Source organism: Serratia sp. NFX21 (genome assembly GCF_048517035.1).
GTDB classification, from domain to species: Bacteria; Pseudomonadota; Gammaproteobacteria; order Enterobacterales; family Enterobacteriaceae; genus Serratia; species Serratia quinivorans.
Window position 1 is genome coordinate 4,754,986 of sequence record NZ_CP183196.1, and the last position, 26,051, is coordinate 4,781,036.

The 26,051-nt window shown below is 56.7% G+C and carries 21 protein-coding genes; 2 read left to right on the forward strand and 19 right to left on the reverse strand.

The annotated features are described in order from the left end of the window. Positions 1 to 25: 25 nt before the first annotated feature. The 8 genes from ACNT1W_RS22220 to ACNT1W_RS22255 all read right to left on the reverse strand — a co-directional run bounded on the left by ACNT1W_RS22220 (position 26) and on the right by ACNT1W_RS22255 (position 6,840). Positions 26 to 1,288, reverse strand: coding sequence for an MFS transporter (locus ACNT1W_RS22220; protein ID WP_017893911.1), 1,263 nt, complete (start codon positions 1,286 to 1,288; stop codon positions 26 to 28). Between the two features lie 24 nt (positions 1,289 to 1,312). Beyond that, the gene (locus ACNT1W_RS22225; protein WP_419246147.1) at positions 1,313 to 2,524 is read right to left on the reverse strand and encodes an NAD(P)/FAD-dependent oxidoreductase; all 1,212 of its coding nucleotides are present in this window, start codon (positions 2,522 to 2,524) and stop codon (positions 1,313 to 1,315) included. Next, the gene (locus ACNT1W_RS22230) at positions 2,521 to 3,462 is read right to left on the reverse strand and encodes a VOC family protein (protein ID WP_259191757.1); all 942 of its coding nucleotides are present in this window, start codon (positions 3,460 to 3,462) and stop codon (positions 2,521 to 2,523) included. The genes ACNT1W_RS22225 and ACNT1W_RS22230 overlap by 4 nt, the downstream gene beginning before the upstream one ends. 110 nt (positions 3,463 to 3,572) lie before the next feature. Continuing rightward, a complete protein-coding gene (locus tag ACNT1W_RS22235) occupies positions 3,573 to 4,367 on the reverse strand; it encodes an IclR family transcriptional regulator (protein ID WP_419246148.1) in 795 nt (264 codons plus the stop codon). Between the two features lie 28 nt (positions 4,368 to 4,395). Next, positions 4,396 to 5,151, reverse strand: a complete 756-nt coding sequence (locus tag ACNT1W_RS22240) for an SDR family oxidoreductase (RefSeq protein WP_012146668.1) — start codon at positions 5,149 to 5,151, stop codon at positions 4,396 to 4,398. Next, positions 5,148 to 6,191 (reverse strand): aromatic ring-hydroxylating oxygenase subunit alpha, encoded by a 1,044-nt coding sequence (locus ACNT1W_RS22245; protein ID WP_012146669.1) that lies wholly within the window; start codon positions 6,189 to 6,191, stop codon positions 5,148 to 5,150. Before ACNT1W_RS22245 ends, ACNT1W_RS22240 begins: the two co-directional genes overlap by 4 nt. Positions 6,192 to 6,211: 20 nt before the next feature. After that, a complete protein-coding gene (locus tag ACNT1W_RS22250; RefSeq protein ID WP_012146670.1) occupies positions 6,212 to 6,520 on the reverse strand; it encodes a recombinase-like helix-turn-helix domain-containing protein in 309 nt (102 codons plus the stop codon). Between the two features lie 2 nt (positions 6,521 to 6,522). Beyond that, the gene (locus tag ACNT1W_RS22255; RefSeq protein WP_012146671.1) at positions 6,523 to 6,840 is read right to left on the reverse strand and encodes a non-heme iron oxygenase ferredoxin subunit; all 318 of its coding nucleotides are present in this window, start codon (positions 6,838 to 6,840) and stop codon (positions 6,523 to 6,525) included. A 394-nt stretch (positions 6,841 to 7,234) separates the two neighbouring features. Here ACNT1W_RS22255 and ACNT1W_RS22260 point away from each other — a divergent pair, with 394 nt between their 5' ends. Further along, positions 7,235 to 8,482 (forward strand): MFS transporter, encoded by a 1,248-nt coding sequence (locus ACNT1W_RS22260; RefSeq protein WP_012146672.1) that lies wholly within the window; start codon positions 7,235 to 7,237, stop codon positions 8,480 to 8,482. 50 nt (positions 8,483 to 8,532) lie between these two features. Here ACNT1W_RS22260 and rluF read toward each other — a convergent pair whose 3' ends face one another. From rluF to ACNT1W_RS22280, 4 genes are all read right to left on the reverse strand, one after another. After that, on the reverse strand, positions 8,533 to 9,393 hold the full coding sequence (gene rluF / locus ACNT1W_RS22265; protein ID WP_419246149.1) for a 23S rRNA pseudouridine(2604) synthase RluF: 861 nt from the start codon (positions 9,391 to 9,393) through the stop codon (positions 8,533 to 8,535). Between the two features lie 53 nt (positions 9,394 to 9,446). Beyond that, positions 9,447 to 10,367, reverse strand: a complete 921-nt coding sequence (gene speB, locus ACNT1W_RS22270) for an agmatinase (protein WP_115183856.1) — start codon at positions 10,365 to 10,367, stop codon at positions 9,447 to 9,449. 772 nt (positions 10,368 to 11,139) lie between these two features. Next, a complete protein-coding gene (gene speA / locus ACNT1W_RS22275) occupies positions 11,140 to 13,116 on the reverse strand; it encodes a biosynthetic arginine decarboxylase (RefSeq protein ID WP_012146675.1) in 1,977 nt (658 codons plus the stop codon). Next, positions 13,109 to 13,252 carry a virulence promoting factor gene (locus ACNT1W_RS22280; RefSeq protein WP_112347340.1) on the reverse strand — a complete coding sequence of 48 codons (144 nt, stop codon included), beginning with the start codon at positions 13,250 to 13,252 and terminating at the stop codon, positions 13,109 to 13,111. The genes speA and ACNT1W_RS22280 overlap by 8 nt, the downstream gene beginning before the upstream one ends. Positions 13,253 to 14,009: 757 nt before the next feature. Between ACNT1W_RS22280 and metK the strand changes: the two genes are divergently transcribed. After that, the gene (gene metK / locus ACNT1W_RS22285) at positions 14,010 to 15,164 is read left to right on the forward strand and encodes a methionine adenosyltransferase (RefSeq protein ID WP_012146676.1); all 1,155 of its coding nucleotides are present in this window, start codon (positions 14,010 to 14,012) and stop codon (positions 15,162 to 15,164) included. 125 nt (positions 15,165 to 15,289) lie between these two features. On the opposite strand, the gene ACNT1W_RS22290 is transcribed toward metK, so the two are convergent. The 7 genes from ACNT1W_RS22290 to mrcB all read right to left on the reverse strand — a co-directional run bounded on the left by ACNT1W_RS22290 (position 15,290) and on the right by mrcB (position 25,994). After that, the gene (locus ACNT1W_RS22290) at positions 15,290 to 15,442 is read right to left on the reverse strand and encodes a Hok/Gef family protein (RefSeq protein WP_041418706.1); all 153 of its coding nucleotides are present in this window, start codon (positions 15,440 to 15,442) and stop codon (positions 15,290 to 15,292) included. A 315-nt stretch (positions 15,443 to 15,757) separates the two neighbouring features. Next, a complete protein-coding gene (gene fhuB, locus ACNT1W_RS22295; RefSeq protein WP_419246150.1) occupies positions 15,758 to 17,746 on the reverse strand; it encodes a Fe(3+)-hydroxamate ABC transporter permease FhuB in 1,989 nt (662 codons plus the stop codon). Further along, a complete protein-coding gene (gene fhuD, locus ACNT1W_RS22300) occupies positions 17,743 to 18,651 on the reverse strand; it encodes a Fe(3+)-hydroxamate ABC transporter substrate-binding protein FhuD (protein WP_218217929.1) in 909 nt (302 codons plus the stop codon). Before fhuD ends, fhuB begins: the two co-directional genes overlap by 4 nt. Further along, positions 18,651 to 19,448 carry a Fe3+-hydroxamate ABC transporter ATP-binding protein FhuC gene (fhuC, locus tag ACNT1W_RS22305; protein ID WP_012146680.1) on the reverse strand — a complete coding sequence of 266 codons (798 nt, stop codon included), beginning with the start codon at positions 19,446 to 19,448 and terminating at the stop codon, positions 18,651 to 18,653. The genes fhuD and fhuC overlap by 1 nt, the downstream gene beginning before the upstream one ends. A 47-nt stretch (positions 19,449 to 19,495) precedes the next feature. Then, positions 19,496 to 21,685, reverse strand: a complete 2,190-nt coding sequence (fhuA, locus tag ACNT1W_RS22310; protein WP_261132595.1) for a ferrichrome porin FhuA — start codon at positions 21,683 to 21,685, stop codon at positions 19,496 to 19,498. Between the two features lie 222 nt (positions 21,686 to 21,907). Then, positions 21,908 to 23,302 (reverse strand): DUF1996 domain-containing protein, encoded by a 1,395-nt coding sequence (locus tag ACNT1W_RS22315; RefSeq protein WP_419246151.1) that lies wholly within the window; start codon positions 23,300 to 23,302, stop codon positions 21,908 to 21,910. A gap of 181 nt (positions 23,303 to 23,483) precedes the next feature. Further along, positions 23,484 to 25,994, reverse strand: coding sequence for a bifunctional glycosyl transferase/transpeptidase (gene mrcB, locus ACNT1W_RS22320; protein ID WP_129939581.1), 2,511 nt, complete (start codon positions 25,992 to 25,994; stop codon positions 23,484 to 23,486). Between the last annotated feature and the right edge of the window lie 57 nt (positions 25,995 to 26,051).

Consider the following 26,051-nt stretch of genomic DNA (forward strand, 5'->3'; position numbering starts at 1 on the left):
ACTCCTCTTTTCAATCAATGGGATATCAATATTTCTTCAGCAACGGCAGCAGAATGATGCAGCCGATAAAGGCCATTACCACCAGGAACAGCAAGCCGTTATCCATGTTGCCGGTGGCGGCGATCAGCGCCCCCATCAGCACCGGTGCCAGCGCACCGGCAAAATTGCCCAATCCGTTAAAAATACCGCCGGCGGTAGCGCTGACCTTGCTGCTGGTGGCCTTCGCCAGCAGGGCAAAGATGTTCGGCGCACCGGCCCCCCACATAAAGGTGCTGAAGGCCATGGCGGCGATCACGCTGTAGGTGCCCTGCATATGCAGCACCGCGGCCAACCCCAGCCCGGCACCGCACAGCGAGATAAAACAGGCCAGCGCACGACGATCCAGTTTGTCCGACAGCCAGGCCCCGAGCACTTCACCCAGCAGCATGGCGATAAACGGCAGCGATGACAGGTACCCGGCGTGTTCCAGGTGAATACCTTTGCCCTTGATCAGGTAGCTGGGCAGCCAGCCGTTCATGCCCCACAGGTAGGTCAGGAAGGCGATGTTAAACAGGCAAATCATCCAGAAATGCGGGTTGCGCAGCAGCTCAAGGCGATGCTGTTTGCGTTCGGCGATGGCCGGTTTTGAAACGGTAGCGGCGGCCGGGCGTGACACATTCAGATGACGCATACCGAACAGCACCAACAGCATTACCGGCAGCGTCAGAAACGCCATAAAGAAGAAGGTGGTCTGCCAGTCAAAGGTGTTGAGGATATACAGCGTGACCGGGAAACCGAGCGCCGCCCCCAGTGGGGTGCCGAGTAGCCACAGCATGGTGGCACGCGCCTGCAGCCGCTGCGGGAAGGCCTGGCGGATAATGGCGTAGGCCATCGGTAACAGTGGGCCTTCGGCAATGCCGAGCAAAATGCGCAGCGTCATCATGGTGTGATACGAACGGGCCAGGCCCATCAGCACCATCAATACGCCCCACACTACCATCATGCCGATCAGCACTTTTACCGGATTCAGCCGGTCGCCAATGCCGCTGAGCAGCATCGAAGAAATGCCGTACGAGAACAAAAATGCGCTCATCAGCAAGCCCAGCCGCGCCGGGTCAAAACTGATGCCCAGCGCCTGCTGGAATTCGCTATCGGAAAACAGTGCCGCGATGCTGATCTTGTCGAAAAACGCCAGCAGCACGCAGGCAAACAGCGCAATTGGCACCGACCAGCGCACCCGCTGCTGCGGATTTTCGGCAACGGCTTCCCCCACCCGTCCAGCGCGGGCGTCAATATCTTGCGTAGTCATGAAACGCTCCCGAGGTTACGGGCGTTATTTCAACGCCATCAAAGAAAACTCCGCGTCCGCCAACTGCTGTGGCTCCAACACTCGCCCACTGGCCAGCCAGCGCTTGCCCAGCTTGATGGTGCGTGCATCGTTAAACGCCACCATCTGCACCAACTGCCGGTCGGCATTCAGCGTGAAGAACACCTGTGACTGCGGCGTGCGTCGCACCACGTGATGCACGCCGCCGGTCGGGATGCCGAGGATCTGGATATTGGCGTCGTATTGATCCGACCAAAGCCAGGCCACGTCATCGTAAGGTGAGGCAAAGGCATCCAGCATCGCGCAGGCGGTGCTGATCGCCTGATTCTGCGCATAGGCCCAGGATTGCAGGCACAGACCCAGCGTCGGGTGGAGAGCTACGTCGCCGGCGGCGAAGATCGCCGGGTGGCTGGTGCGTCCCTGGCCGTCAACCACGATGCCGGCGTCAACCTTCAGCCCGGCGCTATGCGCCAGTTCCAGATTCAACTCCACGCCGATCCCCACCACCACCAGATCAAACTCCTGAGGATCGCTGCTGTCACTGCCGATCCAGGCGCTGCCGTCACGATCTTCGAGTTGGATGTCACCGCAGCCGCAATGCACCGTTACGCCCTGCTGCTGATGCAGTTCGAGCAACGCCTGGGAGACGTCCGCACCCACGCTGCGCATGCACAATGCAGGCTGGCGCTCAAACACCGTTACCCCAGCCCCGAGACGCCGTGCCGAAGCGGCGATCTCCAGGCCAATCCAACCGCCGCCGACGATGGCAAGCCGGCGGCAACCCTGCAGCGCCTGGCGCAGTCGGGTCGCATCGTCCCAGGAGCGCAGCGTCATAACGCGCGGATGACTGGCCCAACGGGCGTCCGGCAGACGCGGTCGCCCACCGGTAGCGATCAGCAGTTGATCAAACTGCAGCCGTCGGCCGTCGCTGAGAGTGACAATTTGTTGCTGTGCATCAATGGCTTCGGCACGCAACGGGCGGCACCAGTTGATGTTCAACCCGGCCACCACCTGCTCACTGAACAGCCGGCTGAGCGGCGCATTGCCGTCCAGCAACGCCGCCTTGGAAAGCGGTGGACGTTCATAAAAGTCATAGGGTTCGTCACTGACCACCGTCAGCTTGCCGGTGTAGCCGCGGTCACGCAGCGTTTTCGCTGCCCAACCCCCGGCCTGCCCGCCGCCGATGATCAGGATGCCCGCCGATTCTGGCTGGCTCATAACGCCTCCGGCTTTTTATGCTGGCGACGTGTATCGTGGTCGATACCGCCTTCCACTGCCCACTCGGTGAACGACACCAGTGAGTGCTCCAGCTCGCGTGGCTGCCAGTTTTCGGTCAGATAATCGTCGTTGGTGTAGTACTCAAACGCCCCGCCGGTCGGGCTGTTGACGTACCAGAAATAGGCCGAGGAGATCGGGTGACGGCCGGGGCCGATAAAGGTGCTCCAGTTCTCTTTATTCATGGCAATGCCGCCGCCGATCACCTCGTGGATGTCGCGTACGGTAAAGGCCACATGATTCAGGCCGCGTGGACGATTAGGCAATTTCAGCAGGAACAGGTTGTGATGGCCGCCGCGTGCCTGAGTTCGCAGGAATACTGCGCGGTCGATATAACGATCCGACACCTGGAACCCCAGCACTTCACGGTAGAAGCGCTCGGTCGCCGCCAGATCCTCGACGAAAAACACCACGTGGCCGATATTGATCGGCTGCGCCTGGGCATACACCGGGCTGGGCTGATCGATGCGGCGCACGTCGCCCCACTGGTTGATCGGCGATACCGGCAAATCAACTTCCCTCTGCCGGCTCACGCAAAAGCGCACCGTCATACCGTTCGGATCAAGGCACTCAAGTTCTTCCCCGACCAGGCGGAAACCCGGCATCTGCGCCAGCAATGGCTGCAACGCCGCCAATTCGGCCGGGCTGCCAACGCCCCAGGTCATGCGGCGCAGGGTCGAACCGCCCTCAAATGCCACGGGTAAAGCTTCGCTCTGCAGCGGATGCAGCACCACGCGCGCCCCGCTCAGGGTAGTGAATTCGCGCTGGGTTTCGCCCCAGTGCTGTTGCGCCGCCAACAGGCCAAAGTCCTGCATGAACTTTTCGCAGGTTGGCAGATCTTCGACGCCAAATTCCAGTTTTTCGATTCCGATTACGCTCATTAAGTGTGCCTCACGTTCTCGTTGAATGCTGTTTTCAGGCATGATCGAACCCCGGCCCCTGTTTGCCATGGGCCTTATCCCTGCCTGAGTAAAAGAGTCGGTGTCGTCAGTTAACCGGCGTTAGCCTGTGGCGGTGCGCCCAGGAAGCCGGAGATTTTCACTGCGGCGTCCCGCACCTCCATGCGTAACCGCTCGCGATCCGCTTTTGGGATCTCATCGGACGGCACCATAATGCTGATCACGGCCTCAACCCGCTGCTCGCGGTTGAAGATCGGGTAGACGATAGAGGAAATACCGTGGCGGAAAAACGACTCGCCGATCACATAGCCGCGCGCCTTGTCCTGCTGCACCATTTGCCATAACGTTTCGCGATCCGCCGGGGTGCCCGGGCCGCTACCCGGCAGTTGCTCCTGCGGATACAGCAGTTCGAACTCTTCGCGGGTGGCGCTGGTCAGCAACATGCGGCCAAGCGAAGTTTGGTGCACCGGCAGACGGGTGCCGACGCTGACCTGGTTGATTTGCGAACCGGCGGCGCTGACGCGGGCGATGTAGATCACATCGCGTCCATCACGGATCGCCAGATGACTGCTGCACTGGCTGCGATCGCGCAGTTGTTCTATTACCGGCTGACCGGCCTGCGCCACGTCCAGTGAGGCAATATATTCAAAGCCCAGGCGCAGTACCTTGATGCCCAGCGAGAAAGTGTTGGTGCGTGGATTGCGCTCCAGAAAACCCAGATGCTCCAGCGTTTGCACCACGCGATAGGCGGTAGCTTTTGGCATATCGACCAGGCGATGCAATTGGGCAAAGGTCATTTCCTTATGTTGCTCGCCAAACGCCAGCAACAGTTGCAATCCGCGATCCAGTCCTGGGATCAGATATTTACACTCTTGGTCGTCTGCCATGTGCTGCTCCTGGCTAATTGAATATTGATTAGTTAAAGACGAAGCCGCCGTTAACCGGCAACAACTGACCGGTCACGAAGTTCGCCAACGGTGACAGCAGATAGAGCACCGTGCCGTTGACGTCGTCAGGATGCTGCGCCCCAGCCAAGGCCCGGCCCTGCTCGTACAATTGGTGACGCTCGGCAGGCACGTATTCCGTGGCCTCCACCCGCGTCAGGCCCGGTGCGATGGCATTGACGCAAATGCCCTGCGGGCCCAGCTCACGCGCCATCGAGCGGGTCATCGAGATAATCGCCCCTTTGCTGGCCACATAGGCCATTAAGCGCGGTGCGCCCCACAGCGCGGTATCCGAAGCCACGTTAACAATCTTGGCATGCGGGGTTTGAGCCAGCAGCGGTACCGCCGCCTGGCTCACCAGCCAGGTGCCGCGTACGTTAACCTGCATCACCCGATCCCACAGATCGATGTCGTATTCCATCATGGTTTTGCCGCCGACGCCGGTGGCCAGTGCCGCATTGTTCACCAACCCGTCGATCGCTCCGCCTGCGGCGATGGCGTTAAACGCGGCGCTGATCGAGGCAGGATCGGCCAGATCGATAACCTGGCTTTCGACCTGTGCCCCTTGCTCACGCAGGCTGACGGCAGCGTCTGCCAATTCATCCGCCAGAATATCGCACATCACCACCTTGGCACCGGCGGCGGCAATAGCGGCGGCGAAACTACGCCCCAGCCCGCGTGCAGCGCCGGTCACCACAATACGTTTCCCCGTCAGCAGGCCGTTCACTGCGCCGCCTCCAGTTCACTGAGCCGCGCCAGCTGTTTCTGCGCCTCTTTTTGCATCATGCGGCGCAGGCGAGATAGCCCGACGTCATGCTGATACAGATATTCACGGCCACGCGCGTTCGGTGCCATGTTTTCCAGCACGATGCGATCCTGCTCCAATACATCCCAGTGCAAGGATTCCAGGCGGTTGCGGTACATAAAGCGCCACATGTCACGCTGCCAGTCTTTCACCTTGCGGATCCGCCAGAAGAACACCCGGCAGTGATCCTTGTCTTCCGGTACCACCATGCCGATGATCCAGAAGTGGCCGCCCGGCCCAAAGCGTTTTTTGTACGGGATCGACAGGCGCATCCAGTAGGCGCCGCTGCTGCCAAACTCTACCCAGTCAAAGTTCACGCCGATCTGGCCATTCTTCTTAAAGATGAAACCGCTGTCGGTCGGCTCCAGCGCCATATCCGCCTTGCGATCCCCTTCCGCCATTGAGTGCGACGAGGAATGCAGGTAGGTGCCGTGCATCGGATCCATCACGTTTTCCAATGCGTACTGGTAATTACAGTCCCAACTGGCGGTGCACAGGAAGTTGCTGTAGGCCGCTTCGTCCGCCAGCTCCGGCGGGAAGGTCAGTTCGGCCGGTTCTTCATCTGCGGTCACGCCGAAATAGAGGAACACCGCGCCGTAGGCCTCTTTGGCCGGATAAGAACGCAGGCATTTTTGCCCCACCAGCGGGCAACGATCGACCGCCGGCACGTCTTTAACCGTACCGTCACCGCCGACTTCCACGCCGTGATACCAGCAGGCGATGCGATCGCCCAGGTTCCAGCCCATGGAAAGCCGCGCTCCGCGATGCGGACAGCGATCTTCCAGCGCGTGGATCGCGCCTTCGCCGTCACGCCACACCACGATTTGCTGCTCCAGGCGCGTAATGCCGACCGGGTTATTGCCAATTTCCCAACTGGCCAGCACCGGATACCACATGCCGCGCAGCCCCTGATCGAGATAGTCCTGCAAGGCTTGTGCGGAGGATGTTGTGTTTGCTGTCATTGTCTTCTCCCGGGTGTGGATCAGAAACCGTTAACGTGAAGGAATTCGCGGAACGCCGTCTCATTCCACGGCTGGCCGTTGCGATCAAACAGGCGACGCTGATTAAGCGCACTGACGATCTGCTCCAACTCTTCCGCACCCTGATCGAAGATCTCTTCCAACGCCGTCACCAGCGCAGTTTCAAAACCGTCCGGCACCCGGGCACGGTTCTGCCAGATGACGTTTTGGAATTGGCCTGGTTGGTGAATTTGACCGTTGCCGCCTTCGCGCGCCGGGATCACCTGTTGGGTGTCCGGCAGCCAGGGATTGAAATCGGTGATGTGCTGCATGATTACTCCTCCGCAATAAAGGTGATTTGGATTTGATTGTCGATCACCCGGGTGGCATAGGTTTGCAGATCGCGGCCGCCTGGCTCACGCAGACACTGGCCGGTACGCACGTCGAACAATGCTTCGTGCAACGGACACTCGACCTTACCGTCATCAACAAACCCCTGGCTGAGCAAGGCATAGGCATGTGGGCAAACGTCTTCCAGCGCGTAATAGTTGCCGTCGATCAGATACACCCCGACTTCTTTCCCTTCCACGTTGGCGGAGAAAGGAAAATCTTCTTTCACCTGAGACACTTCACACACTTTCTTCCAGCTCATTGCTTCTGTCCTCTATCTGATTGTTTCATATATGAAACTCAGTTTCTTATTTAATACAGCCACTATAAGTCTGGTGAAACTTTCGTCAAGAGAGCAAAGCGGCAATTGTTAATGGAAAGTTGTTTAAACATGACAAATGCGGAGAGGATCACGAAAAAATGCACCGATATGAAAAACTGATGAACATTGTGCTTTTAATCACAAATTCATGGCAAAAAACAGGTTGATCTGGCTGAGGCAATGAGAGTAAAAGTTCTCTCTCACTGACTAATCACCCTTTTAAATAACAATAAATTTACATTTAGATGACTCAATCCTGCTTTTCAGCACTGTGAAATCAGCGGGTTAGTTCTCTGCTGCCTGAATTCTTTAACCACCCGCCAAAGGAGCGCAGATGGAGCGCATTGTGCAACAACGTCAACGCTGGTTCGGGGTCGTGGCCCTGCTGTTTTTGATCGTCATCGCCTATGCCGATCGGGTCAATATCGCCGTGATGCTGGTCAACCCCGACTTTCTGCAGCACTTTCAGCTCGGGGGAAACCGTGCGCATCAGGGCATGCTGATGACGGTGTTTTTGCTCGGTTACGGGCTTTCCGCCATGCTGCTGACGCCGTTTCTGGAAACGCTGATGGGTTATCGCCGTGCGCTGACGCTGAGCATTGTGCTATGGGCGCTGCTCACCGCCGCCTCGCCGCTGGCAGGGTCGCTGCTGCTGTTATTTGCGGTGCGCGCATTGTTGGGTGCCAGTGAGGGCCCGTTGTTCTCGCTGAAAACCATGTATATCGGCGATCACTTCGCTGCCGATGAACGCGGCAAGCCCAATGCGGTCAGCACTCTGGGCGTCTCGCTGGGGCTGGTGATTGGCTTTCCGCTGGTGAGCTTCCTGATGGCGCACTTCGGCTGGGCGGTTTCTTTCTATCTGCTGGCGCTGATCAACCTGTTGCTGGGGCTGGCGTTGGTACGGCTGTTTATCCATCCCGCCGCATTGCCGCCGCGCGCCGTTGACCCAAGACCGATCCTGCAACGCGTCTGGGATACTTTTACCCTCGCCTGGCGCACCCCGATGCTCGGCTGGATCATGCTTATCGAGATCGCCACCCTCAGCTATCTGTGGGGATCCAGCTCCTGGCTCCCGGCCTACCTGACCGACGAGAAAGGCTTTTCCATCAAACAGATGGGCTGGATGGCCTCCTTGCCGTTTATCGTCAGCATTGCCTCTAAATATCTCGGCGGCGTACTGCTTGATCGCATCCGCCCTTATCAGGCACCGCTGATTTTCGCCTTTGGCGGTGCAGCGACGGCACTGTGCATCTATGGCGTGATGCATAGCGAACAGCTCGGCTGGATAGCCTTCTTCCTGCTGGCGGCCAATGCCTGTTGGGGCGCTCAGGGAGCCGCGATCCCGACGCTGTTGCAGCATTATGCGCAGCCGCAGGCCGTCGGCAGCGCCTATGGGCTGATTAACGGCATCGGCAATATGTTCTCGGCGTTTGTACCTATGATTATGGGCATGGTGATGGCCAGCCAGGGCAAGGTGTCTTCGGGGTTTGCGGTGCTGATTGTGTCGCAGGTAGTGACACTGTTGGCAGGCGGCGTGCTGTTCAGCCGGATGCTGATGACGCGTGAGGCAAGGCGGGCGTAAAAGGGTCGGGGCAGATAACGCGCCCCGACTCATATTCATGTTACTGCGGCTTAACGCCCTTTCTTTTTACGGCCAGGCTGAGCGAAGCGCTTACGCGCAGGGGCACCTCCGGCTGGCTTTTCGGCGCTTTTCGGCGCACTGGCGGGCTTTTTCGCCGCCGGTTTGGCTTTCTTCGCCGGCTTGGCTTCCGAGGAAGAGCCTTCGATCGATTTGAACAGCTCGACCAGCTCATCGTCGGTTAGGTCGCGCCATTCACCCGGAGGCAACCCGGCCATGCCCACATTCATAATGCGGGTACGCTCCAGCTTGGTCACCTCATAGCCGAAATGCTCGCACATGCGGCGGATCTGGCGGTTAAGCCCCTGCACCAGCACGATGCGAAACACGAATGGCGCTTCTTTCTTCACCTTGCACTTTTTGGTCACCGTACCCAGCATCGGCACGCCGGCCCCCAGGCCGCGAATGAAGTCATCGGTTACCGGTTTGTTGACCGTGACCAGATACTCTTTCTCGTGGTCATTGCCCGCCCGCAGGATCTTGTTCACCAGATCGCCGTGGTTGGTGAGGAAGATCAGGCCCTGTGAATCTTTATCCAATCGCCCGATCGGGAAGATACGGGTGCTGTGATTGACGAAATCGACAATATTGTCTTTCTCGCCTTCTTCCGTGGTGCTGACAATACCGACTGGCTTGTTCAACGCGATAAAGATCAGATTGTCTTCATTACGCGGTTCAATCAGCTGACCGTTGACCTTGACGACGTCGCCTGGGAACACCTGATCGCCAAGCGTCACGCGCTTGCCATTGATAAAAACATTGCCTTGTTCGATATAACGATCGGCATCGCGGCGCGAGCAAATACCGCTCTCGCTTATATATTTGTTGAGACGTGTGGAAGGTTTGGTCAGCATGCTTTCTCCATGGACTCTGGCCTCTGAAAGGCCAGAGTTTTAGCTGTTACTGTTTAAGATTGCTTTTTGGCAGCCTGCAGATACAGCATTTCCAGGCCCAGGGTCGCCGCAGCCAGCGCGGTGATCTCGGACTGATCGTAGGCCGGTGCCACTTCCACTACGTCCATACCGACGATGTTCAGTGATTGCATGCCGCGAACCAGTTTCAGCGCGCGATCGGAGGTCAGGCCACCGATCACCGGCGTGCCGGTGCCCGGTGCGAACGCCGGATCCAGACAGTCGATATCGAAGGTCAGGTACACCGGCATATCGCCGACGATCTGTTTGATCTGGGCCAACAGGTCGTCCGCGCTGCGATCGTTAACCTGCGCAGCATCCAATACGGTAAAGCCGTTGTCGTGATCGTATTCGGTACGGATACCGATCTGCACCGAGTGTGTTGGATCGATCAGGCCTTCGTTCGGCGCATGGAAGAACATGGTGCCGTGGTCGTATTGGCTGCCGTTGGCGTAGGTGTCGGTATGGGCATCGAAATGCACCAGCGCCATTTTGCCGAAATGTTTGGCGTGCGCGCGCAACAGTGGCAACGTGACGAAGTGGTCGCCGCCGAATGAGAGCATACGTTTACCGGCCGCCAGCAGTTTTTCCGCGTGCGCCTGCAGGTTGTCGCTCATGCTCTGAGCATCACCAAAGTTGAACACGATGTCGCCACAATCGACGACGTTCAGACGATCGCGCAGGTCAAAGTTCCACGGCCAGCGGTTGCCTTCCCAGGCCAGGTTGGTGGAAACCTGACGGATCGCCGCAGGGCCATGACGGCCACCGGCGCGGCCGGAGGTTGCCATGTCAAATGGAATGCCGGTGATGACCCACTCTGCATCGCTGTCGTAAGGCATAAAGTTCAGCGGAAAGCGCAGGAAACCAAAGGCGTTGGACACTAAAGAATTATCGGACTTATGGCCTAAGGTACTCATAGTAAACCCTCATATTTCAACGTTTCACCTGTTGAAAAATCACACAGGCGCTGGCAAAAAAAAATCCCTCCCGCGTCGTTAGCCCGACGAGAAAGGGATCCATTCGAAATCTGTTTAGTACTGCTGATACGGCAGATTATCGCCGTATTTGGTTCGCGCTTCAAGAGCGCGCATCATCATCCCGACTGCTCGTCGTCACCCAGTATAGACCCTGCATCCTTCAGGCATGTGACCGTCGCCGCTCGCCGACACTTCGAGCTTTGTGATTTTGATCCCTTTACCTGGAGGATAAATTATTTAAGTTCATTACATCGACCAACTTTATTAATAATACAAAAATAGAACATTCATCCCATTAATAAATAAAAAAATCAAACTGATATATGAAACGGAATTAATCAAAGCCATGTTTAACATCATGCCAATGAGCTACAAACGAAGCATTAAAAATAAAAAACTTTATATAACGCTAGAAGTTATCGCTTTCTTATCAAGTATTCCATTGGGTTATCTGTGCTCTAAATTTGATGCACTGAATGAAATCTCCATAGAAATAGTACTTATCTACATTCCTATCTCAATGATATCAATGAACTATATTTACCAATTTATTGAGTCAGAATAAGCATTAAAAATAATTATAGATTGGAGGTTTCACCATAAACTAGGTAAATGGTGATTATAAAAACTCATAAAACTGAAAATAATAGAAGAAAAAAATTAAAAAAGGCCAAGCATCCTTGAGATGCCCGGCCTTTCAGTTCGGCTCTACTTATTCATCTTCTAAATAAGTATAACCGTATAAACCGGCCTCAAACTCTTCCAGGAACTGCGCCTGCAGCTCGCTGTCCAGATCGGTTTCTTTCACCTGATCGCGGAATTTGGCCAGCAGCGCGGTAGGATCGAGCTGCACGTACTCCAGCATGTCGGCAACGGTATCGCCTTCATCGGACACTTCGCTTTCTACCGTGCCGTCAGGGAAGACAAACACGTCAACCGAGGCGGTATCACCGAACAGGTTGTGCATGTTGCCCAAAATTTCCTGATAGGCACCGACCATAAAGAAGCCCAGCGCCGGCGGGTTTTCCGGATCGTACGGTGGCATCGGCATGGTGGTCGCCACGCCGTCACCGTCGATGTAGTGATCGATGGTGCCGTCAGAGTCACAGGTGATGTCCAGCAGCACCGCGCGGCCTTCCGGCGGCTTGTCCAACCCTTCCAGCGGCAGCACCGGGAACAGTTGATCGATACCCCAGGCGTCCGGCATTGACTGGAACAGCGAGAAGTTGACGTAAAACTTGTCCGCCATACGCTCTTGCAGTTCGTCGATGATAGGACGGTGGGCGCGGTTGCTTGGATCCAACTGCTGTTGGATTTTGTTGCAGATGTTCAGGTACAGCTGCTCGGCCCAGGCACGCTTGGTCAGATCCAGCATGCCGTGAGCGTACTGAGTGTGAACATCATGCAGGTCCATCTGGCTGTCGTGTAGCCATTCGCGCAGCGAGCGACGGTTTTCCGGCTCGTTCAATTCCTGCCAGGTTTCCCACATGCTTTCCAACGCGCGCGGCGCGTCTTCTGCCGGCGGCAATGGCTCGCTGAATTCGTTGCGTTCAACGCCGATCACGTTAGATACCAGCACCGTATGGTGCGCGGTGACCGCACGGCCGGATTCGGTGATCACCGTCGGGTGCGGTAAACCGTGTTCATTACAGGCGTCGCCGATACCCCAGATTACGTTGTTGGCGTATTCGTTCAGGCCATAGTTCACCGAGCAGTCGGACTGCGAACGGGTGCCTTCATAATCCACGCCCAGACCGCCGCCCACGTCGAAGCACTGAATGTTTACGCCCAGCTTGTGCAGTTCAACGTAGAAACGTGCAGACTCGCGCACGCCGGTAGCGATATCGCGAATGTTGGCCAGTTGCGATCCCAGGTGGAAGTGCAGCAGTTGCAGGCTGTCGAGACGACCCGCTTCGCGCAGGGTTTCCACCAGCTTCAGCACCTGAATGGCTGCCAGACCGAACTTGGATTTTTCGCCACCGCTCGACTGCCATTTACCGGAACCTTGTGACGCCAGACGCGCACGCACACCCAGACGCGGTACCACGTTCAGACGTTCAGCTTCTTCCAGCACCATGTTGATCTCGGACATCTTCTCGATCACCAGGTACACCTTGTGCCCCAGTTTTTCGCCGATCAGCGCCAGACGGATGTATTCACGGTCTTTATAACCATTACAGACGATCACCGAGCGGGTCATGCCGGCATGCGCCAGCACCGCCATCAGCTCGGCTTTGGAGCCGGCTTCCAGCCCCAGCGGTTCGCCGGAGTTGACCAGGGACTCAATCACGCGACGGTGCTGATTCACTTTGATCGGGTAAACCAGGAAATAACCGCCTTCATAGCCGAACGATTCACGCGCGCGTTTGAACGCGGCATTGATCGAACGCAGGCGGTGCTGCAGGATCTGCGGGAAACAGAACAGCGCCGGTAAACGCAGGCCATCTTTTTGGCGTTGTTTTACCAAATCGGCCAGGTCGACACGTGCCTGCGGGACGTCCGGATCCGGGCACACGCTGATATGGCCCAGTTCATTGACGTCATAATAGTTGTTGCCCCAGTAGGCGACGTTATAAGTGCGCAGCATCTTGCTGGCATCACGGTCATTCATAGCAACCTCCTGCATGGAGCGCAAAGATATAGATTCGCCCGTTGCTGACGGACGGTGAATCAATAGATCATCAGACATTACTCGCCTCACATCCCGTACTGACGATACAGTCAGCCACTATCGCAGCTACAACCCGCGAGAACAACCCAACAAACCGCCCTTGCGGCAGCGAATAAAACTGCCGTTCGCGGTCAGCGATCGGTTTATTACTCATATAATTGTAAGACACCCTGTTCAAACCTCGTGAATCGGGTCAAGAAACATCCCACAGGAAGGCTGCAGGCTACCCTTGTTCAGTTCTTCAGACGACCGTTAACCGGCCCGAGAATCCTGAGTAGCGCCCAGGTGTTTATCACACCTGAAAGGTGGTGTAGAGACAAGACGGGAGATAGCAAAAGAATGTGCGCCAGAACGGCACTGTTGCTGAGAACCAACAACCGGTAGACAACGGATCATTAATCCAACCACCTCCACGCACGCCGCCCACAATGAACGACCGAGCCTCTATTAATAGTGTAAGAACGTGACCGTTCTATGAAGCGGCGACGCCAAAAGCGCGTCTGCGGCTGACCATCAGGCGACTAACGGGAGCGTCACAGAAATTTACAACTTCTTGCCCCACGCTGTGCATCAAATGAGCCGCGCGCGCAGTTTATACCGATAACACGGGGAAAATGCAAAATGAAAATTTGCCGGAAACTGTTTCAAGCGATGAAAATGGCGTCGCCGGCTTTGCGCAAAAGAGCGAAATGGCAAAAAAATACTGGCAATCCGGCCAAGGCCTGACCTAAAATAGACGTCCAGATGTTAATCCATCTATACTGATTAACGAAGAAACTGCTTAACGGCTTTGCCTGAGGGGCGTTGCAGGATGCATCTCGCGCCATCAGCGGAAGACCCTTCGCTTTGATGCCGGATCTCCAGCGCTGTGCAGTAATTTCTAACCCGTCTTATGCAAGGTAACGAACACAATGGCTAAACACCTTTTCACGTCTGAATCCGTCTCTGAAGGACATCCTGACAAAATCGCCGACCAGATCTCCGATGCCGTTCTCGACGCCATCCTGGAACAGGATCCTAAAGCACGCGTAGCCTGCGAAACCTACGTGAAAACCGGCATGGTGCTGGTCGGCGGTGAAATCACCACCAGCGCCTGGGTAGATATCGAAGAAATCACCCGTAAAACCGTGCGTGAAATCGGCTATGTTCATTCAGATATGGGTTTCGACGCCAACTCTTGTGCCGTACTGAGCGCCATCGGTAAGCAATCCCCGGATATCAATCAGGGTGTTGACCGTACCGATCCGCTGGAACAGGGTGCCGGCGATCAGGGCCTGATGTTTGGCTATGCTACCAACGAAACCGAAGTGCTGATGCCTGCACCGGTGACCTACGCACACCGTCTGGTGCAGCGCCAGGCCGAAGTGCGCAAGAACGGCACTCTGCCATGGTTGCGTCCGGATGCAAAAAGCCAGGTCACCTTCCAGTACGACGACGGTAAAATCGTTGGTATCGACGCGGTCGTACTGTCCACTCAACATTCCGAAGATATTTCTCTCAAAGACCTGCAAGAAGCAGTGATGGAAGAGATCATCAAACCGGTTCTGCCTACCGAATGGTTGAGCGCCGGCACCAAATACCACATCAACCCAACCGGCCGTTTCGTTATCGGTGGCCCAATGGGCGACTGCGGTCTGACCGGACGTAAAATCATCGTTGATACCTACGGCGGCATGGCTCGTCACGGCGGCGGTGCATTCTCCGGTAAGGATCCGTCCAAGGTTGACCGTTCAGCAGCCTACGCAGCGCGCTACGTAGCGAAAAACATCGTTGCTGCCGGCCTGGCTGACCGCTGTGAGATCCAGGTTTCCTACGCTATCGGCGTAGCAGAACCGACTTCAATCATGGTGGAAACCTTCGGTACCGAGAAGATCCCTACCGAGCAGTTGACCCTGCTGGTGCGCGAGTTCTTCGATCTGCGCCCATACGGCCTGATCCAGATGATGGATCTGCTGCAGCCGATCTACCGCGAAACTGCTGCCTATGGCCACTTCGGCCGTGAGCACTTCCCTTGGGAAGCCACCGACAAGGCAGCCCTGCTGCGCGATGCCGCCGGCCTGAAATAAGCCCGGGTATCGGAAGTGAAAACGGCAAGCCGAGGCCTGCCGTTTTGTTTTTATCGGATGGGTGCTCATGGATCAACGCACAAACAACCAACAGGCGGGAGCAACGCCCCCGCCGTTGGGTTGCCTTACCCTTTGGATTCGTAAGCCAGAATGGCTGCAACTTCCGTGTCGCCCAGCTTGATGCGCAATTCGCACAGCGAACCGCGGGTGATCCACATAAGCGCAATAAGCGTCATGCAGATAATCATCAGCCTTGGAACTATCCGTCCCTGCTGCATTTTTGACCTCCTTTTCCTTGCCTCTCGGCAGGTAAGAAGCTAACCTAACGTTCTCTGGCGTTAGAGTTGGCCTCGGGTTGATGTATATCGACACGGGGCTTTTCTCTTTCTATCCCTTGCGTATGCTCAGGACGAAAGATCCAGAGCACCCGCACGCAGTATATTCACCCATACCTTGGTTTCGGCGTCCCTTTCCGCACTAAATTCCGTTTCTGCGCAGCGTTGCGCAAAGCGCTGCAACAGTCTGTAAATACAAAAAAACAAGGCCCAGCAATGCTGAGCCTTTGAGAGCAAAAACCGGAGTCGCCAGGTCGTTTACGAGGTTTGCTTGCGCAACAGGTAAACGAAATACGGCGCGCCGATAAAGGTCGCCAGCAGCCCGGCGGGTATTTGGTACGGGAACATCACCATGCGTCCGCACCAGTCGGCAAATACCATCAGCAGCCCACCTAACAGCCCGGCAATCACCATCTGCGGTAAAGCACGGCGGAAACCCAACATCCGCGCCATATGCGGCGCCATCAGGCCGATAAAGCTCAATGGCCCTACGGTCAGCGTTGCCATGGCAGTCAGCGTGGCGGCCAGCAGCAGAATACTCAAGCGCACCGGCGTCAGGGCAATGCCCACCGAACGGGCAGTGGCACTGCCGAGTGGCAGGATGCTGAGCCAACGACGACACAGCGGCGCCAACGCAATTAGCGCAAGCGCAATGACCGCCGTTCGCACCGCCTGCTCCGGCGTCACCGAATAGGTGGAGCCGGAAATCCAGGTCAGCAGCCCACCGGTGCGTGGATCGCCACTGGCCAGCAGCAGGAAAATGGTGGTGGTAAACGCCGTGCTGAGCGCGATACCGGCCAGCAGCATACGCTCGGTGGAGAAGCCTCCGCGCCCGGCGGCAATCATGATCACCAGCAGGGTTCCCGCGGCCCCCAGGCTGCCTGCCGGCAACAACCAGATAAAGGCATCACCCGGAACTATCAGCAGCATCATCACCACGCCAAAGGCGGCTCCCGAGCTGATACCCAGGACTTCCGGGCTGGCCATTGGGTTACCGGTCAGTTTTTGGATTAGGGTCCCCGCCACCGCCAACATCATGCCCGCGGCCAGTGCCGACAACACCCGAGGCCAGCGCCACGGCAGCAATGACTCCAGCTGGGCACCCTGGCTCCAGTGCCAGCCGGCAGCGTTTTGGCCAAACATCAGCGCAACGGCAATACCGGCCAACAGCACCGCCCCTGCCAGCGTCACCCACACCACCAAGTGGCCACGTTCGGCCGGTACCTTATCGCCCAGATTCATCGGCGGTGGTGTCGAAGCACTACGCAGGCGCGGTAGCAACCATAACAACAGTGGTGCACCAAATAGCGCGGTAGCCGCACCGGTCGGCACTTCTCGCCATACCTGCGTCAGCCAGATCATCACCTGATCGGTTAACCACAACAGCAGAGCCCCCAGCAGCGGTGCCAACATCATGCGGTGCGCCAACCGACGCGCCCCCAGCATTTTAGCCATCAGCGGAGCAAACAGGCCGATAAAACCAATCACCCCAACGGCATTCACCAACATGGCGCTGAAGATAATTGCCACTGCCAGCGCGCAGAAACGCGCCATCGACAGCCCGAGCCCAAGATTGCGTGCCACGCCATCATCCAGGCCCAGCAGCGTCAGTGGGCGCAGCAGCAGCACCGCCAACAGCCCGGCCACCAGCAGGCGCGGCAGAATAAACTGTACGTTGCTCCAGTCTTGCTGATTCAGCGCTCCGGTACTCCACAGGAACACCCCCTGCAGCTGATCGTAATTGAACAACGCCAGCAGGCTGTTGACCGCACCGCAGTACAATCCCAGCACCAGCCCGGCCAGGATCAGCGTCACCGGCGACATGCGTTTGCCCCAGGCCACGCCGAACACCAGTCCACCGACCACGACCGCCCCCGCCATGGCGGCCAACTGGCGAGTCAACTCGCCGCCGGGCAACATCCACAGCGTAGCGACAGTCAACCCAAGCTGGGCACCGGCGGAAACGCCAAGCGTTGCCGGCTCCGCCAGCGGATTGCGCAAAACCTGCTGGAACAGCACGCCGACCAATCCCAGCCCGGCACCGGCCAACAGAGAGACCGACAGCCGCGGCAACAGGCTATAGTGGAACAGCATTTGCTGCACATCGTCGATATTCGGCGCCATCAGCGCCTGCCCCCATAATGCCCAGGGCAGTTGTTGCAACAGGTTGTAGAGAGTCAGGCCGCCAGCCGCAGCCAACAGCAGCAGTACCAGCGTCAGCGGAAATGCCCGGATGCGCGCGCTCATGAATAACTCTCCTGCGCCTGCTCCAGCAGATGACAGAAGCGCATCGCCGACAGCGTTGCCCCGTAGAACCACACCGCCGGTACCTGGCGCAATTGATTCTGCCGCACGAACGGTAATGCCTGCCACAGCGGGGTGGAACTGACTTTCTTCAACATTTCCTGATTACCGTGGTCGAGATAAATCGCCCGCGCACTTTTCACCACCGCCAGACGTTCAATCCCCACCACTGCCGTGCCCCAAAAGTTGGTTTCCCCTTCCCAGGCATTGATTATTCCAAGCTGATCCATCACTTCCTGGAACAGGCTTTTCTGGCCAATGACCAGCGCATGGCGAGTGTCGATCAGTGAAAACATCAGCAATGGCTGTGTGGTGTATGAATGCAGACGCTGACGCGCATCCTGAAGAAAGCGGTCAAACTGAGCCAAATGCTGCACCGCCCGGGTTTCCAGCCCCAACCGCTGCGCCAATGCCTGCAGTGACTGCCTGGCCACCGTCAGCGGCTTGCCGCTGCCGTCGTTGAAGCTAAAGCTCATTGAGGGCGCTATCGGCTCCAGCTTTTGCGGCGTGGGGCCATAGCCTTTCGACAGCAACATCAGCGATGGCTGAAGCTGCTGTAACAGCTCGAGGTTAGGTTCGGTGCGCTGGCCAACATCAATCACCGAGGCCGGCAACTTTGGCTCTTCCACCCACAGGTTATAGTTATGGATATCAGCGACCGCCAGCGGGGTAACCCCCAGCGCCAACAGCAGCTCAATCGGCAGCCATTCCAGCGCCACAATACGCGCAAGGTCAGGCGGCGTGGCTGCGGCTTGTCCCGGCAAAGAAAACAACAAGGGCGACAGCGCCATTGCCGTCAACAGGCGTCGGCGAACGGCGTCATGGTGAAAATCGGAGGAATCAGGCATCAGTAGACAAAACTCACCGGCGCACCGCCGCTTGGATGTGGCAGCGTTCCCATAGGAATACCGTAAATTTGTTCCAGCACCTCGCCCTGCATCAGATCCAGTGGGCTACCCTGGGCAATCATCTCACCGCCGCGCAAGGCCACCAGATGGTCGCAATAACGCGCCGCCATATTGATATCGTGCAGTACCGCAATCACCGTTAGGCCACGTTGCCGGCTCAGTTGCTGGATCAGCGCCAGCACCTCAACCTGATGAGCGATATCCAGGGCCGAGGTAGGTTCATCCAGCAGCAGACAGCGGCTGTCTTGCGCCACCATCATCGCCAGCCAGGCGCGTTGACGCTCCCCGCCGGACAGGCTGTCCACCAGGCGGTTGGCAAATGGCTTCAAGCCCACCAGCGCAATCGCCTCTTCCACCTGCTGACGATCGTTAGCGCCAAAACGGCCCAGCGCGCCATGCCATGGATAGCGGCCAATCGCCACCAGTTCACGCACCGTCATGCCTTCTGCAGCGGGCAGTTGCTGGGGAAGATAGGCGACCTGACGCGCAAAGGCCTTACTGTCCCACTGGCCCAGTAGCTGCTGGTTAAGCAGCGCGTTGCCGGTGGTGGGGCTTTGATGGCGACCAAGGATTTTTAGCAGCGTGGATTTACCGGAGCCGTTATGGCCGATCAGCCCACAGACTTTTCCCACGGGAAAGGTCAGCGATAACGGCTGCAACAGCACGCGGCCGGGAACGGCAAAGCTGGCGCTGTCTAACGTAAAAGTGGCGTCGTGATTGGGGTGTTTATCCTGCATAGGTCCTACTTTTTCCGGGGCGACATGATGCCGCCCCGGTGATCCGGTTAGAAGCGGAAGGTTGCGGTGGCGACCACCTGGCGTTCTGCGCCCCAATAGCAGCCGTAGGTGGCGAAGCAGCTAGAGACGTATTCTTTATCAAACAGGTTATTCACATTGATGCCAATCGAGGAACCCGGCAGATTGAAACGCGCCAGATCGTATTTTATCGCAGCATCAACCACCGTGTAGTCTTTCACTTTAAAGGTATTGGCTTCATCACCATAGCTGGAGCCGACATAGCGAACACCAGACCCCAGGGTCAGGCCACTGATGGCGGTTTCATGGAAGGTGTAATCCGCCCACAGTGAAGCCATATGTTTTGGGATCGCGGCAGGGGTATTGCCCTGCAGCGTAGTGTCTTTGGAATACTCGGCATCCGTGTAGGTATAAGAACCCAGCAGATTAAGGTTGGCCGACAGCGCGGCTTTGGCTTCCAGTTCGACCCCGCGAGAACGGATCTCACCGCCCTGCACGCTGGCGAATGGATGATCTGGATTAGGGTCAGCCACCTTGTTGTTGGTCTTGGTCAGCTGATAGATCGCCATGCTGGCAGTAATAGGACGATCTTTCGGCGCAAACTTCACACCGGCTTCATACTGCTTGCCCTTGGAGGCGGCGAAGGTGTTACCACTGAAGTCCGTGCCGGAAGTCGGCTCAAAGGATTCACTGTAGCTGACATACGGCGCAATACCGTTTTCAAAGACATAATTCAAGCCAGCCCGGCCGGTGAATTCGTTGTCTTTTTGCTTGGATACCGAGTTCTGATTCAAACGGTTGGTGCTGTTGGTATCGCTCCAGTCATAGCGCCCACCCATGGTCAGCACCCACTGATTCCACTCGGCCTGATCCTGTACGTAAAGCCCGGTTTGCTCCTGACGATTGACCTGACTTGCACCACCGGTAATGGTGTAATTTTGGTTGCCGTACTGTGGAGCCACGACATTCAGCGGGGAAGCGGTGCCGTACTGATAGACGACGTCGTTACGCATGCGCATGTAGTCCACCCCCATCAGCAAGGTATGATCAACCACGCCGGTGGCAAATTTTGCCTGGGCCTGGGTGTCCACCGCAAAGCTCGACAAATGCTCTTTCGAGTTCATCACGCCACGCGTCAGCTCTGCCGGGTTAGTCGGACTGATGCCCTGACCATAAATGGAACGGTAATCAAGATCCATTTTTGAGTAACGCAGGTTTTGGCGCACCGTCCACACGTCGTCAAAACCGTGCTCGAAGGCATAACCGACCATCTGTTGCTTGCGCGAGATGTTGTTATAACCCGGCTCACCGTCGTTGAAACTGGTTGGCAACTTGCCGTTGATGCCATTTTGCACCGTGCCCTCTTTCGGCAGCCAGCCATAGAAGCCCAGGTCAGGATCATCCTGGAAACTGCTGAGGAAAGTCAAAGAAGTACGATCATCCGGCCGCCAACTGAAAGAAGGCGCAATAGCATAGCGCTTACTCTTTTCGCCCACCTGCTGCTGATCTTCATCACGCGCCAGACCTGTCAAACGGTAAGAGTAAACACCATCATCATCCACTGCGCCGCCAAAATCGAAACCGGTCTGGAACAGGTTGTCGGTACCCATCTTGAACTGAACTTCACGCAGGCTTTCGGTGGTCGGGCGTTTGCTGACCAGAGCGACGACTCCACCCGGATTGCTCTTGCCATAGAGTACCGAAGAAGGACCACGCAGCACTTCGGCACGCTCAAGGAAGTAAGGATCGATCTGGTAAATGGAGTAGTTGTCGTCCTGCAGTTTCAGGCCGTCGAGGTACATATTGGTACCTACCGAACTGAATCCGCGAATGTTCACGGCATCGTAGGCGGTGGAAGCACCACGGTTGCCCACCATCACCCCCGGCGAATAAGCCAGCGCACCTTTCACCGTCTCCGGCTGGCGCATATCCATCTCTTCACGCGTTACCACGGAAACCGACTGCGGGGTCTTTTCGATCGGCGTATCGGTTTTGGTACCGGTGGCGCTGTGCTTGGCCACATAGGTGCCGACCGGCCCCCAGGCGCTTTCCTGCTGCGGTTGGCTGCTGCCCACCACGGTAAGGGTCTCTTCCTTGGTGTCGGCGGAAAATGCCGGCATTGCCAGCGTACCAAGTGCGGCAGCGATAGTTATCGCTAACCCACTGACATGAGTGCGGCCCTGCTTGGCCCCGGAAGATGAAAGACGCTTGGTCGACATAGATGGTTTCTCTGGTAAATTATTTGATGACGAATGTAAACGATAATAATTATTATAAGCGCCGCATTTTATGCAGAAGCCAAATTAAACTGCAAGCTCATTTCAGCAGCAGAAGCCAGAGGGGACGGGGTTGATACACGGATTAACAGAGTGGGAATAGACTGAGCGGATAAGAACAAAAAGCCCGCAACACAATAGTGCGGGCCGGACAACACAATGCGCTTATTTCCTATATCCCGTTAACATCAACAACGGCGGTGTTTTGCTCTCGGCTGAATCAATACTGAACAGACGACCGCTGTCATTACCTTCCACCGCGATAGTGATCTCGGTTTGCTGATTTTTCACTGCCTGCCGCAACCACGCATCCACGTTGCTATAACGGTATTCGCGATTGTGGTCCAGATACAGCGCCGTTTTGGTGTCGGTAGAACATGCCGGGCGGGCGCCCCAGCTCAGGTTCTCCGGCTGCCAGTCATTGTTGCATTGATAAAAATAGATCATGCCGGCAGTGGCGTCGGTCACGTTGCCAGCAACCGTTCGCAGGTGATAAACCAGATCTTTATCGGTATCAATATCTTTGTCTGCCGGCCACTCAGGCACCGCAAATTTGAGATAGGCAATTTTCCTGAGGCCCGGTTTTTTGCTGTCTCCCCGCACCAACAGCTCGGCAGGATTTTCATTTATGCTGCCATCAGCGGCAACCGTAGCCTCAGCCAGGGGGGCTGAATAGCTATAAGGTATTTTTTTGCCACAATCCATAGGGAAATTCATGCACTGGTCGGTCATAAAAGTTGCGGCCTGTTCAGTCCAGCCATTCATAAAATCACCGTGTGCGGTGTAGATCGAACCCCATTTCTCCACCATTTTGCCGTTTTCCATCACCGGATCCAGCGACAGCTGAGCCTTGCTGATATCTACCGCCGTATCACTATCCAGCTCATAGGCGACGTTCATATTGATGGTTGGCAGTTTCACCGGATAGGCCGCCGGGCACGCATCCTTCACCGCATAGACCGCATTTTTCAACGTTTTGCCTGGCTTGAGGTTTTTTCCATCCCAGCAATTAGGGAATGCCAGAGCAATATTGAACTGCAGTTTGCCTGGCGCATACGGCGGACAGTTTTCAAACGGCACGGCAGAATACCCCAGCCCCTGACAAAAATAGTTCACCACGCCAGGCGTGGGTTTAGTGCCTTGATGATCGCCCACCAACAATTCCAGCCCGCGGGGAAATGAATGCAGTGGGAACTGCTCTACGTTTTTCGCCTGGTAATAGGTTTTCTGATAGGCCGGGCGCACCACCGTACCGTCTTCCAACCGCAGTGCAGGCACCCAGTACGCGGAATTGTCGGCCAGGTTATTACAGGTGGTTTCCGGGTTAGCCAACAAAGTATCGGAGGTAGAATTGGCGTCGGTTGCCGTGTTGCCAAAGAAATCATGCCACATCGCCATACCGGCCTCGCCCGGCATCATAATGGCATCGTCGGCCAGCGTATGGCTGTAATGGCATTGCACGTCGGCCTGCGGCCCGCTGGGCTGTACGGCAAAAGTACTGAGGGGTAACCCACCGGCCATGCCGATGGTTAACGCTGAATAAGCAGAAAAATATCGCATCGTTATGTTCCTTATTACGTTTTAGCGAGAAGGCGACGTCGAGACCTTTAGAAGGTTAATTCTCAGGTGTGACCGCCCTTCATCGACACCGATAATAGGGAATAGAAAATGCCAACATCTTGATATAAACATGAAAAAGGGCACAAAAATTTGTGCCCTTTAGGGAAGGTTTCAGCAATGTTTACTTGCCGAACATGTCCTTGATCCAACCGGCAACGCCGTCGGCATCTTTTTGCTCACCCGCATCCTGCGGCTGTTGCTGCTGTTGCTGCTGCTGTTGTTGAGCTGCCTGACTTGCCTGGCACAATCCTTGCGGATTATCGGTCCACACCGGAATGGTGCGCCCGCCGCCGCCACAGACAAAGTTACCGCCTGAATCGATGCCCATCTGGTTGATACCTTCCGGCGGCTGCAGCATCAGCGGCAGCGGCGTCTGGTTTTCCAGATAGCGGCGATACAGGGTCAGCGCACCGTTGGCACCGGTCAGTTTGGCCGGGCCGTTGTTATCACGACCCACCCAGGCGATAGCCACTTCCTTGCCATCAATACCGGCAAACCAGCTGTCGCGCAGATCGTTGGTGGTACCGGTTTTCGCCGCCAGATTGTAGTTGGGGAATTTCACCGACAACGAGCGAGAAGTCCCGCGTGCGACACCCTGTTGCATGGCGTACAGCGTCAGATAAGCGGCCTGTGCCGGTACCACGCGTTCCGCCTGCGGGAAGCTCTGGTACAGCACCGAACCGTCTTCGGCGATCACCGAGCGCACCGCAGACAGCGTCGCACGATTACCGCCACCGGCGATGGTCTGGTATTCCTGCGCCACTTCCATCGGCGTCAGGCCAATCGCACCGAGCAGCATGGAAGGTACCGGATTGATTTCCGCTTTCGGAATGCCCAGACGTTGCAACGTGGCACTGATTTGATCCAGCCCAACCGCCATGCCCAGGTTCACCGTCGGCACGTTGAGTGAGAAGGCAAGGCCATCCACCAACATCACCTGCCCACGGAACTTACGGTCATAGTTGTTCGGCTGCCAGACGGTGCCGTTCTGCAGTTTCAGCGTCAACGGCTGATCCGCCAGCCAGGTATTCAGACGGTATTTATCCGGCTCGGACAACGCGGTCAGGTAAGTGGGTGGCTTGGCCAGTGAACCGACCAAACGGCGCGCCTGCATCGCACGGTTAAACCCGGCGAACTGCGGGTTGGCACCGCCGACCATGGCGCGGACTTCGCCGCTGAAACGATCGACAATCACCATCGCCGCTTCCAGATCCTGCACGTGACGAGCCGCCCTCAATGCCGGAATACCGTCTTCGACCGCTTTTTCCGCCGCATCCTGCGAAACCGGATCCAGCGTGGTGAAGATTTTCACACCGGACAGATCGTTAACCTTGTCGCCCAGCTTGGCTTGCAGTTCCTGACGCACCATCTGCATAAACGCCGGCTGTGGTGTGATCACCCCACCTTTCGGCTGCACGCCCAACGGCCTGGCGCTGAGCATGTTATACAGTTCGGCATCGATAACCCCCTGGTTCTGCAACAGTTTCAGTACCAGGTTGCGACGTTCCAGCGCCAGTTTAGGGTTACGCCAAGGGTTATACAGCGACGCCCCTTTAACCATACCAACCAGCAGCGCCTGCTGATCCAGACTCAGTTCATCCACCGGGCGGCCGAAGTAATACAGGCTGGCCAGCGGGAAACCGCGGATCTGGTCGTTGCCGCTCTGACCGAGGTAAACCTCGTTCAGATACAGCTCAAGGATACGATCCTTGCTGTACCGGTAATCCACCAGCAACGCCATATAGGCTTCGTTGGCCTTACGCCACAGCGAACGCTCGTTGGTCAGGAACAGGTTTTTCACCAACTGCTGCGTCAGGGTACTGCCGCCCTGCACTGCACGCCCGGCGGTCAGGTTAGCCAGCACGGCACGGCCGATGGAGTATGGGCTGATGCCGTCATGTTCATAGAAGTGACGGTCTTCGGTGGCGATCAACGTGTCCACCAGCAGGTCCGGGAAACCGGCGCGCGGGACAAACAGACGTTGTTCACCGTTAGGTGACTGCAACATGGTGATCAGGCGCGGATCGAGGCGGAAGAACCCGAAACTGCGCTGGTTTTCCATGTTCTCGATTTTCGCCAGGCGGTTGTTCTGGAAATCCAGACGGGCGTGGATCTGCCCTTCTTTACCGTCCGGGAAGTCAAATGGACGACGCAGCATCTCAATGCTGTTGGCCTGTACGGTAAATTCGCCCGGACGGGTCATGCGGCTAACCTGACGGTATTGCATGCCCTGCAGCAGATCGACCATTTCCTTTTTGCTGTACGGCATACCCGGTTCCAGGTTGACCATGCGGCCATACACCGCCGCCGGTAACTGCCAGACCTTGCCGTCAATGCGGCTGCGGATCTGCGAATCCAGATAAACGCCGTAGATTGCCAACAGCACGGCAACCACCAGAATCAGTTTGATCAGCAGGCCGAGCCAGCGGCGTTTTTTACGCGGCGGAGTCGCTTTTACCTTACGCGGCATGCGTTCTTCCTCGTCTTCATAATCATCTTCGTCATCCTGGTACTCGTCTTCCTCGTAATCATCGTAATCGTCATCTCGACGACGGCGCGGCGGCTTGCGCGACGCGGTGCGTGTTGGTTGTTTCCCTTTGCGCCCGATGGGCTCGCGGTCATCCCCAGCCATTGCTGTTAATCTCCAGACTTGGCGGCACTGCCGGCCATTATAAGTCGCTTAATCTGT

What these genes read in the sequence shown, in the direction of transcription:
- ACNT1W_RS22280 (WP_112347340.1), bottom strand. Translation starts at nt 13,252, where the DNA reads ATGAGTAATAAACCGATCGCTGACCGCGAACGGCAGTTTTATTCGCTG.
- rluF (WP_419246149.1), bottom strand. Translation starts at nt 9,393, where the DNA reads ATGCTGACCAAACCTTCCACACGTCTCAACAAATATATAAGCGAGAGC.
- ACNT1W_RS22250 (WP_012146670.1), bottom strand. Translation starts at nt 6,520, where the DNA reads ATGCAGCACATCACCGATTTCAATCCCTGGCTGCCGGACACCCAACAG.
- fhuD (WP_218217929.1), bottom strand. Translation starts at nt 18,651, where the DNA reads ATGCCTGATTCCTCCGATTTTCACCATGACGCCGTTCGCCGACGCCTG.
- ACNT1W_RS22225 (WP_419246147.1), bottom strand. Translation starts at nt 2,524, where the DNA reads ATGAGCCAGCCAGAATCGGCGGGCATCCTGATCATCGGCGGCGGGCAG.
- metK (WP_012146676.1), top strand. Translation starts at nt 14,010, where the DNA reads ATGGCTAAACACCTTTTCACGTCTGAATCCGTCTCTGAAGGACATCCT.
- mrcB (WP_129939581.1), bottom strand. Translation starts at nt 25,994, where the DNA reads ATGGCTGGGGATGACCGCGAGCCCATCGGGCGCAAAGGGAAACAACCA.
- speB (WP_115183856.1), bottom strand. Translation starts at nt 10,367, where the DNA reads ATGAGTACCTTAGGCCATAAGTCCGATAATTCTTTAGTGTCCAACGCC.
- ACNT1W_RS22260 (WP_012146672.1), top strand. Translation starts at nt 7,235, where the DNA reads ATGGAGCGCATTGTGCAACAACGTCAACGCTGGTTCGGGGTCGTGGCC.
- fhuA (WP_261132595.1), bottom strand. Translation starts at nt 21,685, where the DNA reads ATGTCGACCAAGCGTCTTTCATCTTCCGGGGCCAAGCAGGGCCGCACT.
- ACNT1W_RS22290 (WP_041418706.1), bottom strand. Translation starts at nt 15,442, where the DNA reads ATGCAGCAGGGACGGATAGTTCCAAGGCTGATGATTATCTGCATGACG.
- ACNT1W_RS22230 (WP_259191757.1), bottom strand. Translation starts at nt 3,462, where the DNA reads ATGAGCGTAATCGGAATCGAAAAACTGGAATTTGGCGTCGAAGATCTG.
- ACNT1W_RS22220 (WP_017893911.1), bottom strand. Translation starts at nt 1,288, where the DNA reads ATGACTACGCAAGATATTGACGCCCGCGCTGGACGGGTGGGGGAAGCC.
- ACNT1W_RS22255 (WP_012146671.1), bottom strand. Translation starts at nt 6,840, where the DNA reads ATGAGCTGGAAGAAAGTGTGTGAAGTGTCTCAGGTGAAAGAAGATTTT.
- speA (WP_012146675.1), bottom strand. Translation starts at nt 13,116, where the DNA reads ATGTCTGATGATCTATTGATTCACCGTCCGTCAGCAACGGGCGAATCT.
- fhuC (WP_012146680.1), bottom strand. Translation starts at nt 19,448, where the DNA reads ATGCAGGATAAACACCCCAATCACGACGCCACTTTTACGTTAGACAGC.
- ACNT1W_RS22235 (WP_419246148.1), bottom strand. Translation starts at nt 4,367, where the DNA reads ATGGCAGACGACCAAGAGTGTAAATATCTGATCCCAGGACTGGATCGC.
- ACNT1W_RS22315 (WP_419246151.1), bottom strand. Translation starts at nt 23,302, where the DNA reads ATGCGATATTTTTCTGCTTATTCAGCGTTAACCATCGGCATGGCCGGT.
- fhuB (WP_419246150.1), bottom strand. Translation starts at nt 17,746, where the DNA reads ATGAGCGCGCGCATCCGGGCATTTCCGCTGACGCTGGTACTGCTGCTG.
- ACNT1W_RS22245 (WP_012146669.1), bottom strand. Translation starts at nt 6,191, where the DNA reads ATGACAGCAAACACAACATCCTCCGCACAAGCCTTGCAGGACTATCTC.